Genomic DNA, 12,419 nt, shown 5'->3' on the forward strand with positions numbered 1-12,419 from the left:
GCCGGTAGATCCCGGTGCGCCCGCGCGCGGGGCTCTGGCCTTCCGGGGCGTGCCGGGTCGTCGGCTCCGGGCGCCTTGTGCGTGGCGGGCGACGGGGGTCGCCGTGGGCGGGGCAACGGAGCAGTCCGGGGCCGCGGCGGCGGAAGCGGCTGCCTGGGTGCACCGGCCGGTAGAGCCAGGTGCGCCCGCGCGCGGGGCCCGGGTCTTCCGGGGCGTGCCGGGTCGTCGGCTCCGGGTGCCTTGTGCGTGGCGGGCGACGGGGGTCGCCGTGGGCGGGGCAACGGAGCAGTCCGGGGGCTCCGGGGCCGAAGCGGCTGCCTGGGCGCGCCGGCCGGTAGATCCCGGTGCGCCCGCGCGCGGGGCTCTGGCCTTCCGGGGCGTGCCGGGTCGTCGGCTCCGGGCGCCTTGTGCGTGGCGGGCGACGGGGGTCGCCGTGGGCGGGGCAACGGAGCAGTCCGGGGGCGCCGGGGCCGAAGCGGCTGCCTGGGCGCGCCGGCCGGTAGATCCCGGTGCGCCCCCGCGCGGGGCTCTGGCCTTCCGGGGCGTGCCGGGTCGTCGGCTCCGGGTGCCTTGTGCGTGGCGGGCGACGGGGGTCGCCGTGGGCGGGGCAACGGAGCAGTCCGGGGGCTCCGGGGCCGAAGCGGCTGCCTGGGCGCGCCGGCCGGTAGATCCCGGTGCGCCCGCGCGCGGGGCTCTGGCCTTCCGGGGCGTGCCGGGTCGTCGGCTCCGGGTGCCTTGTGCGTGGCGGGCGACGGGGGTCGCCGTGGGCGGGGCAACGGAGCAGTCCGGGGGCTCCGGGGCCGAAGCGGCTGCCTGGGCGCGCCGGCCGGTAGATCCCGGTGCGCCCGCGCGCGGGGCTCTGGCCTTCCGGGGCGTGCCGGGTCGTCGGCTCCGGGTGCCTTGTGCGTGGCGGGCGACGGGGGTCGCCGTGGGCGGGGCAACGGAGCAGTCCGGGGGCTCCGGGGCCGAAGCGGCTGCCTGGGCGCGCCGGCCGGTAGATCCCGGTGCGCCCGCGCGCGGGGCTCTGGCCTTCCGGGGCGTGCCGGGTCGTCGGCTCCGGGCGCCTTGTGCGTGGCGGGCGACGGGGGTCGCCGTGGGCGGGGCAACGGAGCAGTCCGGGGGCTCCGGGGCCGAAGCGTGCTGGGCGCCCCGGTCCGTGGGACCGGGGCGCCCCGTGCGGGTCACGCCGCGTGGCCGCCGTCGACGGCGAACTCCGCGCCGGTGACGTACGCCGCCGTGGCCAGGTGGGCGACCGTCGACGCCACCTCGTCGGCGGTGCCGAACCGGCCGACCGCCGTCATCGCCGCCTGAGCTGCGGCGTACGGCCCGTCCGCCGGGTTCATGTCGGTGTCGGTCGGGCCGGGATGCACGATGTTCGCCGTGATCCCCCGCCCGCCCAGCTCGCGGGCCAGAGCCTTCGTCAGGCCGACCAGGGCCGCCTTGCTCGTCGCGTAGAGGGTGCCGCCGGGCCCCGGCACCCGCTGCGTCATGCACGTGCCGATCGTGATGATCCGGCCGCCCGGCCGCATCCGCGCTGCCGCCGCCTGCGAGGTCAGGAACACCCCGCGCACGTTCACGGCCAGCACCCGGTCGACGTCGGCGAGCGAGAGATCCTCCAGGGGCCCGAGCACCCCCACGCCCGCGTTGTTCACCAGCACGTCCAGCCCGCCGAGCAGCTCCTCGGCGCGCTCCACCGCCCCCGCCGCCTCCGCCGCGTCCGCGGAGTCCGCGCGCAGGGCCACCGCCCGCCTTCCCAGCGCCTCCACCCGTCGTACGACGTCGTCGGCGGCCTCCTTGCCGTGCACGTAGGTCACGGCCACGTCCGCGCCCTCCCGGGCCAGCCGCACGGCCGTCGCCGCGCCGATCCCGCGGCTGCCGCCGGTGACCAGGGCGGCCTTGCCGTTCAGAGTGCCGTACGTGTTCGCGTGTGTCGTTGTCATGGGTCCATCCCAGCGGCCGCGGCACGCGCGCGCTGGCGGCCGTCGGACACCTTCCTCGGCAGCGCGGACGGAACTCTGCGCGCCCCCTCCGGCGTTCTCCCGGCGTGACACTTCAGCAAGAGATCGTCGGCAACGCCATGCAGATGGCGGTGGTCAGCCTGCAGCCCGGCCAGACCGTGTACTGCGAGGCCGGCAAGTTCCTGTTCAAGACGACCAACGTGACCATGGAGACCCGCCTGTCCGGCCCGTCCGGCGGCGGCGATCAGCAGCAGGGCGGGGGCGGCGGCATGGGCGGCATGCTGCGCCAGGCCATGGGCACCGCCATGCAGGTCGGCCAGCGCGCGCTCGCGGGCGAGTCGCTGGCGTTCCAGTACTTCACCTCCCAGGGCGGCGAGGGCACCGTCGGCTTCGCGGGCGTGCTCCCCGGCGAGATGCGCGCCCTGGAGCTGGACGGCACGCGCGCGTGGTTCGCCGAGAAGGACGCCTTCGTGGCCGCCGAGTCCACCGTCGAGTTCGGCATCGCCTTCCAGGGCGGCCGCACCGGAAGGAGCGGCGGCGAGGGCTTCGTCCTGGAGAAGTTCACCGGCCGCGGCACCGTGATCATCGCAGGCGCCGGCAACTTCATCGACCTGAACCCGGCCGACTTCGGCGGGCGCATCGAGGTCGACACGGGCTGCGTCGTCGCCTTCGAGGACGGCATCCGGTACGGCGTCCAGCGCATCGGCGGCCTCAACCGCCAGGGCATGATGAACGCCGTCTTCGGCGGCGAGGGCCTGTCCCTGGCCACCCTGGAGGGCAACGGCCGCGTCATCCTGCAGTCCCTGACCATCGAGAGCCTGGCCAACGCCCTGAAGAAGGCCCAGGGCGGAGACAAGCAGGGCCCGACCGGAGGACTGTTCTCCACGCACGCCGGATGAGCCGCCGAGCGATGAGTTGCGGGCGCCGACGGGGTCTGAGGTGATGACAGCAGACCCCACCACCAGGAAGCAGGCACCCGTCATGGGCAAGCTCGTCTCCACGATCTTCGTCACGCTCGACGGCGTCTACCAGGCGCCCGGCGGTCCGCAGGAGGACACCCGGGGCGGCTTCGAGCACGGCGGCTGGAGCTTCGTCTTCGGCGACGACGACTTCGGCCGGTTCGTCACCGAGGTCTTCGACCGCTCCGCCGCCTTCCTCCTCGGCCGCCGTACGTACGACATCTTCGCGGGGTACTGGCCGAAGATGACCGACCCGGCCGACCCCATCGCGGGCAAACTCAACGCGCTGCCGAAGTACGTGCCCTCGGCCACCCTCACCGACCCTTCCTGGGCCGGCACCACCGTGCTCGGGGGCGACCTCGCCAAGGAGGTCACCGCCCTCAAGGAGCGCACCGACGGCGAGCTCCAGGTGCACGGCAGCGGCGCCCTCGTCCGCTCCCTGCTCGCGCTCGACCTGGTCGACACCCTCCACCTGCTGACCTTCCCCGTGGTCCTCGGCTCGGGCCTGCGCCTGTTCGAGGAGGGCGCGCTGCCGACGAAGTTCCGGCACGTGGGCGGCCGTATCACCTCCACCGGGGTCTCGCTGCAGACGTACGAGCCGGCCGGACGGCCCGAATACGGCTCCTACGAGCTGCCGCAGAGCGACTGACCGGGGCGTTGTGGGGGCCGTGTGGCGGAGCGCGGCCCCACGTTAACGCGCGGAAAACTCATGGGACGTGCGGGAAAACTCCACGGAGTTGTCATTGACATGCCACTGTCTACGCGCGTCATCATGTCGGGCATGAGATTCCCCCCACGCGCCACTCGTGCCGGCGCCGCAGCCGCCCTTCTGTCCGCCCTGCTCATGGGCGGCACGGTCGCGGCGACTCCGGCGTCCGCCACGACCGGCACCATCTGCTACGGCGACCTGCCCTCCCAGGCGTACGACACGCTCGACCTGATCGCGTCGGGCGGCCCCTACCCGTACTCACAGGACGGCACCGTCTTCCGCAACTCGGAGGGCGTCCTGCCCGGCCAGCCGTCCGGCTACTACCACGAGTACACGGTCAAGACGCCCGGCTCCTCCACGCGCGGCGCCCGCCGCATCGTCACCGGCGAGGAATACCAGGAGGACTACTACACCTCCGACCACTACGCCACGTTCGACCTGATCGACTTCGACTGCTGAACGACACACGCGCAACGAGCGGGGCATCGGTTCGGTCGGGTTTCCGGGTCAGCTGGGCTTCTGGCTTTCCGCGGCGGCGAACAGGGCGAACGCCAGCACCACCAGGGCGACGCTCGCGTAGACCGCATGGCGGTCGAGGAAGCCGACCCGCTGCACCAGTCCCACGTGCCAGTGGGTGAACTCGTGCACCAGGCCCAGGACGCCCTGGACCAGGGCGACGAAACCGAGTACCTCCAGCAACCGCTTCATGGCACGACCCTCGCCCCGCGGACCCCCCACGCACATCGGCCGCGGGGCGAGCCGTGACCGACCAAGGTCCGGCTCCCCGCGGCCGTCCGCGCCGAAAGTCTGCGCCGCGCCGACTTTGGTCGGCGATCGCCCGCGAAGGGAGGTGCCGGAGGCCGCGGCTGCGTAGATTTGTCGATCGTGAGGGACGACAGACCGACGGCCGCCGTGCCAGGCGTCGCGGGGCGGCGCAGATGGCTCTTCCCGTCCGCCCTGCTGCATGAGATCGACCCCGACGCAGGCCGGTCGGGCCGGCCCCGGCGCACCGCCCGGGACTGGATCGTCGACTTCACCTGCTTCGTGCTCGCCGCGGCCATCGGCATCGCGGCCGCCGACACCCTGAACGGCGACCCGCACACCTCGCACTCCCTCGCCGTCCTGGACCAGCTGCTCGGCGCGCTGGCCTGCGCGGCGGTGTGGCTGCGGCGGCGCTGGCCGCTCGGCCTGGCCGTCGCGATGATCCCGGTCGGCCTGATGTCGAACACGGCGGGCGGCGCCGCCATGATCGCCCTCTTCAGCCTCGCCGTGCACCGGCCCTTCCGGTACGTCGCCTGGGTCGGCGGTGTCCAGCTCGCGCTGGTCCCGCTGTACTACTGGATGCGCCCGGACCCCGACCTGCCGTACGCGGGAGCCGTCGCCTTCGCCGAACTGCTGAGCGTCACCGTCATCGGCTGGGGCATGTTCGTACGCTCCAAGCGGCAGCTGATGCTGAGCCTGCGGGACCGCGCCCGGCGCGCGGAGACGGAGGCGCAGCTGCGGGCGGAGCAGGCGCAGCGGCTGGCCCGTGAGGCCATCGCCCGGGAGATGCACGACGTCCTCGCCCACCGGCTGACGCTGCTGAGCGTGCACGCGGGCGCCCTGGAGTTCCGGCCCGACGCCCCCCGGGAGGAGATCGCCCGGGCGGCCGGTGTCATCCGGGAGAGCGCGCACGAGGCGCTGCAGGACCTGCGCGAGATCATCGGCGTCCTGCGCGCGGGCGAGCCGGACGAGGCGGGGCGTCCCCAGCCGACGCTCGCCGCGCTGGACACGCTGGTCGCGGAGTCGCGGGAGGCCGGCATGAAGGTCACCCTCGACAGCCGCGTCACCGACCCCGGCGCCGTCCCGGCCTCCGTCGGCCGCACCGCCTACCGCATCGCCCAGGAGGCCCTGACCAACGCCCGCAAGCACGCACCCGGCACGGAGGTCACGGTGACGATGTCGGGCGCCCCCGGCGAGGGGCTGACGGTCACCGTGCGCAACCCCCGGCCCGAGGGCGAGGTGCCTCACGTCCCCGGTTCCGGGCAGGGTCTGATCGGGCTGACGGAGCGGGCCACGCTGGCCGGGGGACGCCTGGAGCACGGCACGGACGCCGACGGCGGCTTCCGGGTACGGGCGTGGCTGCCCTGGTGACCACGGCCGCGAGACGGTCGCCACGCAGTGCTGCCCGCGGTACGGGGGCCGCGAGACGATCGTCACGCGGGGCCGCCCCAGGGGATGACGCGAGCGGGACGATCGCCGTGCGAAGCTGCCGACAGCCGTGACCGCGACCGTGATGACGTGAGGCCCATGACTGCGATCAGACTGCTCCTCGTCGACGACGACCCCCTGGTGCGGGCCGGCCTGTCACTGATGATGGGCGGTGCGGACGACATCGAGATCGTCGGCGAGGCCGCCGACGGCGCCGAGGCCGAGGCGCTCGTCGACCGCACCCGTCCCGACGTCGTCCTGATGGACATCCGGATGCCGTCGGTGGACGGTCTCACGGCCACGGAGCGGCTGCGCGCCCGCAAGGACGCCCCGCAGGTCGTCGTCCTGACCACCTTCCACGCCGACGAGCAGGTCCTGCGCGCCCTGCGCGCGGGGGCCGCCGGGTTCGTCCTCAAGGACACCCCGCCCGCCCAGATCGTGGACGCCGTGCGCCGGGTCGCGACCGGCGATCCCGTGCTGTCGCCCACCGTCACCCGCCAGCTGGTGGAGCACGCCGTGGGCAACTCCGCCGACACGCGCCGGGCACGCGCGCGGGAACGCGTCGCGCTGCTCAACGACCGCGAACGCGAGGTCGCCGTCGCCGTCGGCCGGGGGCTGTCCAACGCGGAGATCGCCGCGGACCTCTTCATGAGCGTCGCCACCGTCAAGACCCACGTCTCGCGCGTCCTAGCCAAACTGGACCTCAACAACCGGGTGCAGATCGCCCTGCTGGCCTACGACGCCGGACTGCTGGAGGAACCGGAAGGGCACTGACGGCGGGCGCCGCGCGTTGTCCGGGTACCGGTGACCACCGGACGGGGGGCGGGGGAGGGCAGGTTCGAGCCACATGGCGGAACTGATCGATCTGGGGGAGTTCGGCGACGGCTTCCGCACCGACCCGCATCCGGTGTACGCGCTGCTGCGCGAGCGCGGGCCGGTGCACCGGGTGCGCCTGCCGGGCGTCGACGCCCACTACGAGACCTGGCTCGTCGTCGGCCACGAGGAGGCCCGCGCGGCGCTCGGCGACCCGCGCCTGGCCAAGGACGCCGGCCGGATCGGCCTGGAGTTCCTCGACGAAGGGCTCATCGGCAAGCACCTGCTGGTCACCGACCCGCCCCAGCACACGCGGCTGCGCTCGCTGGTCTCCCGCGCCTTCACCGCGCGCCGCGTGCGGGAACTGCGGCCGCGGATCCAGCAGATCACCGACGAACTGCTCGACGCGATGCTGCCGCGCGGCCGGGCCGACCTGGTGGACTCCTTCGCGTACCCGCTGCCGATCACGGTGATCTGCGAGCTGCTGGGCGTGCCCGAGCCGGACCGCGGGGAGTTCCGCCGCATGTCCACGGAGGCGGTGGCGCCGAGCAGCCCGGAGGCCGAGTACGACGCCTTCACGCGGCTCGCCGCGTACCTCACCGAGCTGATCGAGGACAAGCGGTGCGCGGGCCCGACCGGCGACCTGCTGAGCGACCTCGTGCGCACCACCGGGGAGGACGGCGACCGGCTCTCCCCGGGCGAACTGCGCGGCATGGCCTTCGTCCTGCTGATCGCGGGCCACGAGACGACGGTCAACCTGATCAGCGGCGCCGTCCGCACCCTGCTCACCCACCCCGGCCAACTCGCGGCCCTGCGAGCCGACATGAGCCTGGTGGACGCGGCGGTGGAGGAGACCCTGCGCTACGAGGGCCCGGTGGAGAACGCCACGTTCCGGTTCGCCGCCGAGACCCTGGAGATCGCCGGGACGACGATCCCGCGGGGCGACGCCGTGATGATCGGCCTGACCGCCGCCGACCGCGACCCCCTGCGCTACCCGGCCCCCGACCGCTTCGACCTGCACCGCGACACCCGCGGCCACCTGGCCTTCGGCCACGGCATCCACTACTGCCTGGGCGCCCCGCTGGCCCGCCTCGAAGCCCGTACGGCGCTGCGGACCCTGCTGGAGCGCGCCCCCGAGCTCACCCTCGACGGCCCGCCCGGCGACTGGCTGCCGGGCATGCTGATGCGGGGGGTGCGCAGCCTTCCGGTGCGCTGGTAGCCACGGCCCGTGCCGGACAGGGAGGCGCCGGCGCTCGTGGCGCCCTCCCGCCCCGGCCCCCTCACCGGAACGCCGACTCCACCCGGCCCGGGATCTCCGCGAGCGCCACCGGTCTGCGCTCGCGCCGGGAGATCTCGCAGGCCTCGGCGATCCGCAGGGCCTGCAGTGCCTCGCGTCCGTCGCACGGGTTCGCCCGTTGCCCGAGCACGACCTCGACGAACGCGGCCAGTTCGGCCTCGTAGGCGGGTCCGAAGCGCTCCAGGAACCCCGACCACGGCTTGTCCGCGGCGGGCGGCCCGGTCGGCTCCGTGGAGGCGATCGGCGTACGGTCGTCGAGGCCGACGACGATCTGGTCGAGCTCGCCGGCCAGCTCCATGCGCACGTCGTACCCGGCGCCGTTCATCCGCGTCGCCGTGGCCGTCGCGAGCGTGCCGTCGTCGAGGGTGAGCAGCGCCGCGCCGGTGTCGACGTCGCCCGCCTCCCGGAACATGGGCGGCCCGGCGTCCGACCCGGCCGCGTACACGTCGACGACCTCGCGTCCGGTCACCCAGCGCAGCATGTCGAAGTCGTGGATCAGGGCGTCCCGGTACAGCCCGCCGGACAGCGGCAGCCACGAGGGCGGGGGAGGGGCCTGGTCGGACGTCAGGGCGCGGACCGTGTGCAGCCGCCCGAGCCGGCCCGAGCGCACCGCGTCCCGGGCGCCCGTGTACCCGGTGTCGAAGCGGCGCTGGAACCCCATCTGCAGAATCGTCCCGGCGCTCTCGACCTCGGAGAGCGCGGTGAGCGTGCCGGGCAGATCCAGGGCGATGGGCTTCTCGCAGAACACCGGGAGGCCCGAGCGTGCTGCCCGACCGATCAGTTCGGCGTGGGCGGCCGTGGAGGCGGTGATCACCACGGCGTCGACGCCCCATTTGAAGATCTCGTCCACTCCCGGCGCCGCCGTCTCCCCGAGGCGGTGCGCGAGCTCCTGGGCCCGCGCGGGATCGGCGTCCGTGAGGATCAGGGACCCGACCTCGCGATTGCGGCTCAGCGTGTTCGCGTGGATGGTGCCGATCCGCCCCGTACCGATGACCCCGATGCGCATGAAAACAAAGTGAGGGTTTGGTGGCCGAACTGTCAATGCGTATGTCCGGACAATCGAACTACACAACTTCCCGTCAACAACGTGTGGAGCTACGCTCGGCGCGTGCCGAAACCTGAAGTGGACCCGACCGTGTCGCTCGAGCTCAGCGTGGACCGGAGCTCTCCCGTCCCGCTGTACTTCCAGCTGTCGCAGCAGCTCGAGGCGGCGATCGAGCACGGAGCGCTCACGCCCGGCAGCCTGCTGGGCAACGAGATCGAGCTGGCGGCCCGGCTCGGTCTGTCCCGCCCCACCGTCCGCCAGGCCATCCAGTCCCTGGTCGACAAGGGTCTCCTGGTCCGCCGCCGCGGAGTCGGCACCCAGGTGGTGCACAGCCAGGTCAAACGCCCGCTGGAGCTCTCCAGCCTCTACGACGACCTGGAGGCGGCCGGTCAGCGCCCCGCGACGAAGGTGCTGGTCAACACCGTCGTCCCGGCGACCGCCGAGGTCGCCGCGGCCCTGGGGGTCGCCGAGGACAGCGAGGTCCACCAGGTGGAACGGCTGCGCCTCGCGCACGGCGAGCCGATGGCGTACCTGTGCAACTTCATCCCCCCGGGCCTGCTCGACCTGGACACGGCGCAGCTGGAGGCGACGGGCCTGTACCGGATGATGCGGGCCGTCGGCATCACCCTGCACAGCGCCCGGCAGACGATCGGCGCCCGCGCGGCCACCCTGGCGGAGGCCGAGCGTCTCGCGGAGCCGGAGGGCGCCCCGCTCCTGACGATGCAGCGCGTCACGTTCGACGACACGGGCAGGGCGGTCGAGTACGGCACGCACACGTACCGGCCGAGCCGCTACTCCTTCGAGTTCCAGCTGCTCGTGCGGGGCTGAGGAGGAGCGGCCGTACCGCACTTATGTCATAAAGTCACGACAATGGTGCGTGCTGCGGCCGCCGAAGGCCGCGCGAGCGGCCCCTTCGAAGCGAAGGCGGACGCACATCACACGCCTCCCGTCGCTCCCGGCTCGGCACCCAGCGTGAGCGTGCGGCACAATCGGGGCTTGATGAGCACCTACGGCAACTTCACGGCCCCCATAGGCTCCCGGCGTGCCACGGCCCTGCGCACGGTCGGCACCCGAGAGCGCCGCTCGCACCTGACCGCACCCCGCGTGCCGACGGTCGGCATCGACATCGGGGGCACCAAGGTCATGGCGGGCGTCGTCGACGCCGACGGCAACATCCTGGAGAAGCTCCGCACGGAGACCCCGGACAAGTCCAAGAGCCCCAAGGTCGTCGAGGACACCATCGTCGAACTGGTCCTGGACCTGTCCGACCGCCACGACGTGCACGCCGTCGGCATCGGCGCGGCCGGCTGGGTCGACGCCGACCGCAACCGCGTCCTGTTCGCCCCCCACCTGTCCTGGCGCAACGAGCCGCTGCGCGACCGCCTCGCCGGGCGGCTCGCCGTGCCCGTGCTCGTCGACAACGACGCCAACGCCGCCGCCTGGGCCGAGTGGCGCTTCGGCGCCGGCCGCGGCGAGGACCACCTGGTCATGATCACGCTCGGCACCGGCATCGGCGGCGCGATCCTGGAGGACGGCCAGGTCAAGCGCGGCAAGTACGGCGTCGCGGGCGAGTTCGGGCACATGCAGGTCGTCCCCGGCGGACACCGCTGCCCGTGCGGCAACCGCGGCTGCTGGGAGCAGTACAGCTCCGGCAACGCCCTGGTGCGCGAGGCCAAGGAGCTGGCCGCCGCCGACTCGCCGGTGGCGTACGGGATCATTGAGCACGTCAAGGGGCAGATCGGCGACATCAGCGGCCCGATGATCACCGAGCTGGCCCGCGAGGGCGACGCGATGTGCATCGAGCTGCTGCAGGACATCGGCCAGTGGCTCGGTGTCGGCATCGCCAACCTCGCCGCGGCCCTCGACCCCTCCTGCTTCGTCATCGGCGGCGGTGTCTCCGCGGCCGACGACCTGCTCATCGCCCCCGCCCGCGACGCCTTCAAGCGCCAGCTCACCGGCCGCGGCTACCGCCCCGAGGCCCGGATCGTGCGCGCCCAGCTCGGCCCGGAGGCCGGCATGGTGGGCGCCGCCGACCTGGCCCGCCTCGTCGCCCGCCGCTTCCGCCGCGCCAACCGGCGCCGGGTCGAGCGCTACGAGCGCTACGCCCGGTACACCGAGGGCCGCTCCACTCAGGACACCGCATGACGGCATCGCTGCCGCGTCAGGCGGCGCCCCCGGACGGGCCCGGGCAGCCCGCCGAGGACCGCCGCCACATGATCCGCCGCAGGGCGCTCACTCTGCTCATCATCGTGCTGCTCATCGGCGTCCCGGCCGGCTACCTGGTGATCTCCGCGAACCAGAGCCGCAACAGCGGCAAGGACAAGGAGGCCAAGTACTCGGCGACCGGCCTCACCCGGGGCTGGCCGTCGAAGGTCCAGCGCCGCATCTACCAGGTGCCCATGCCGCACCCCTCCGGCAAGGTCGCCTACTACGAGACGAACAACTGGAAGACCAGCCGGCTCTACGTCCAGTTCCAGACCCCGGTCCGCAACCTCGACGTCTTCCTCCACGACATGGGCGTCAGCCGCGCCGACCTCAAGCGCGACGACATCACCATCAGCGCGCGCGACCAGAAGATCACCGGCTGGCGGTTCACCCGCCCCGGACCCTGGTACGGCCTGGTCCACAAGCAGAAGGACCCGGCGCCCACCCAGGACGTCATCGTGAACATGTCCGACGCGAACAACCCGTTCTTCTACGTCGTCTCCCGCACGGTTCCCTAGCCCGTCCGCGGCCCGCCGGGCCCCGGCCCGGCCGTCGGGGCCGATTGTCAGACCCCGCCCGTAGAGTCGAAGACGTCTGATCCGACACACGGGCAGGGAGGTGACAGGTCGTATGGGCGACACCGCTGTGGTGGCCGAACACGCGGGAGTGCGGGTCTCCGTCCGGCTCGCCGCCGTCTTCCTGCCCGCGCCCCTGCCCAGGGACGGCCGGATCGCCTTCTGGGACCCCGACGGCGACGCGCTGCCCGCCGAGGCCACCGAGCTCACGGTCGTACGACCGCACGGAGCGTCCGGCGTGCGGCGCCGGACCGCCCCCGCGCTGACCCTCACCGTCGGCGAGGCCCTGCCCCTCCTGGTCCGCGCCCGCCGCGACCCGGCCGCCCACCCCGCCACCGCCTGCTGGGGAGCGGCCGCCCTGCACGCGCTGCGGCTGGTGGCCCGCGGCCGTCTGCTGCCGGGCCTGACGGCCACCGGCCACGACGCCTGGCGGGCCGGGCCCCTCGACCCGGAGGACATCGCCCACCTCAGGGCCGTCGCCGCCGCGCTGCCCCACGAGGGCCACGCGGTTCCCCTGCCCGGCCCGGGTCCGCTCCGGCTGCCCGAACCGGAGGCGCTGGTCCGCGCCTTCCTGGACGCGGTCGCCGACACCCTGCCCCGCACCCCGGCCGCCCCCCACGCCTGTGGCAGGCCGTTCGCGGACCGCCGCCCGCAGCGCCTGCCCGACG

General features: G+C 73.8%; 12 protein-coding genes and 1 pseudogene. 10 read left to right on the forward strand and 3 right to left on the reverse strand.

Annotated elements, in window-relative coordinates:
- Positions 1-1,181 precede the first annotated feature (1,181 nt).
- Positions 1,182-1,940: an SDR family oxidoreductase gene (locus tag M8J74_RS33975; protein ID WP_249840125.1), complete on the reverse strand. Its 759-nt coding sequence runs from the start codon at positions 1,938-1,940 to the stop codon at positions 1,182-1,184.
- Between the two features lie 104 nt (positions 1,941-2,044).
- On the opposite strand from M8J74_RS33975, the gene M8J74_RS33980 reads away from it, so the two are divergent.
- The 3 genes from M8J74_RS33980 to M8J74_RS33990 all read left to right on the forward strand — a co-directional run bounded on the left by M8J74_RS33980 (position 2,045) and on the right by M8J74_RS33990 (position 4,085).
- Entirely contained in the window at positions 2,045-2,857 is an 813-nt protein-coding gene (locus M8J74_RS33980; RefSeq protein WP_249840126.1) for an AIM24 family protein, read from the forward strand.
- Between the two features lie 82 nt (positions 2,858-2,939).
- Entirely contained in the window at positions 2,940-3,566 is a 627-nt protein-coding gene (locus M8J74_RS33985) for a dihydrofolate reductase family protein (RefSeq protein ID WP_249840135.1), read from the forward strand.
- A 132-nt stretch (positions 3,567-3,698) separates the two neighbouring features.
- On the forward strand, positions 3,699-4,085 hold the full coding sequence (locus M8J74_RS33990) for a ribonuclease domain-containing protein (RefSeq protein ID WP_249840127.1): 387 nt from the start codon (positions 3,699-3,701) through the stop codon (positions 4,083-4,085).
- Positions 4,086-4,133: 48 nt separating this feature from the next.
- Here M8J74_RS33990 and M8J74_RS33995 read toward each other — a convergent pair whose 3' ends face one another.
- Positions 4,134-4,334, reverse strand: a complete 201-nt coding sequence (locus M8J74_RS33995; RefSeq protein WP_249840128.1) for a hypothetical protein — start codon at positions 4,332-4,334, stop codon at positions 4,134-4,136.
- A gap of 168 nt (positions 4,335-4,502) precedes the next feature.
- Here M8J74_RS33995 and M8J74_RS34000 point away from each other — a divergent pair, with 168 nt between their 5' ends.
- The 3 genes from M8J74_RS34000 to M8J74_RS34010 all read left to right on the forward strand — a co-directional run bounded on the left by M8J74_RS34000 (position 4,503) and on the right by M8J74_RS34010 (position 7,848).
- Positions 4,503-5,759 (forward strand): sensor histidine kinase, encoded by a 1,257-nt coding sequence (locus M8J74_RS34000; protein ID WP_249840129.1) that lies wholly within the window; start codon positions 4,503-4,505, stop codon positions 5,757-5,759.
- Positions 5,760-5,915: 156 nt separating this feature from the next.
- Positions 5,916-6,590: a response regulator transcription factor gene (locus M8J74_RS34005; RefSeq protein WP_249840130.1), complete on the forward strand. Its 675-nt coding sequence runs from the start codon at positions 5,916-5,918 to the stop codon at positions 6,588-6,590.
- Between the two features lie 73 nt (positions 6,591-6,663).
- Positions 6,664-7,848, forward strand: coding sequence for a cytochrome P450 family protein (locus M8J74_RS34010; RefSeq protein ID WP_249840131.1), 1,185 nt, complete (start codon positions 6,664-6,666; stop codon positions 7,846-7,848).
- Between the two features lie 61 nt (positions 7,849-7,909).
- On the opposite strand, the gene M8J74_RS34015 is transcribed toward M8J74_RS34010, so the two are convergent.
- On the reverse strand, positions 7,910-8,932 hold the full coding sequence (locus tag M8J74_RS34015; protein ID WP_249840132.1) for a Gfo/Idh/MocA family protein: 1,023 nt from the start codon (positions 8,930-8,932) through the stop codon (positions 7,910-7,912).
- Positions 8,933-9,061: 129 nt separating this feature from the next.
- Between M8J74_RS34015 and M8J74_RS34020 the strand changes: the two genes are divergently transcribed.
- From M8J74_RS34020 to M8J74_RS34035, 4 genes and pseudogenes are all read left to right on the forward strand, one after another.
- Positions 9,062-9,799, forward strand: a complete 738-nt coding sequence (locus tag M8J74_RS34020) for a GntR family transcriptional regulator (protein ID WP_249840136.1) — start codon at positions 9,062-9,064, stop codon at positions 9,797-9,799.
- A gap of 171 nt (positions 9,800-9,970) precedes the next feature.
- Positions 9,971-11,116 carry an ROK family glucokinase gene (locus M8J74_RS34025; RefSeq protein WP_249840133.1) on the forward strand — a complete coding sequence of 382 codons (1,146 nt, stop codon included), beginning with the start codon at positions 9,971-9,973 and terminating at the stop codon, positions 11,114-11,116.
- The gene (locus M8J74_RS34030) at positions 11,113-11,694 is read left to right on the forward strand and encodes a sugar kinase (protein ID WP_249840134.1); all 582 of its coding nucleotides are present in this window, start codon (positions 11,113-11,115) and stop codon (positions 11,692-11,694) included. The genes M8J74_RS34025 and M8J74_RS34030 overlap by 4 nt, the downstream gene beginning before the upstream one ends.
- A gap of 112 nt (positions 11,695-11,806) precedes the next feature.
- A pseudogene (locus M8J74_RS34035) lies at positions 11,807-12,419 on the forward strand (ATP-dependent helicase); the annotation flags it as partial.

It is taken from the genome of Streptomyces panaciradicis, assembly GCF_023516615.1.
In the GTDB taxonomy this organism is placed as follows: Bacteria; Actinomycetota; Actinomycetes; order Streptomycetales; family Streptomycetaceae; genus Streptomyces; species Streptomyces panaciradicis.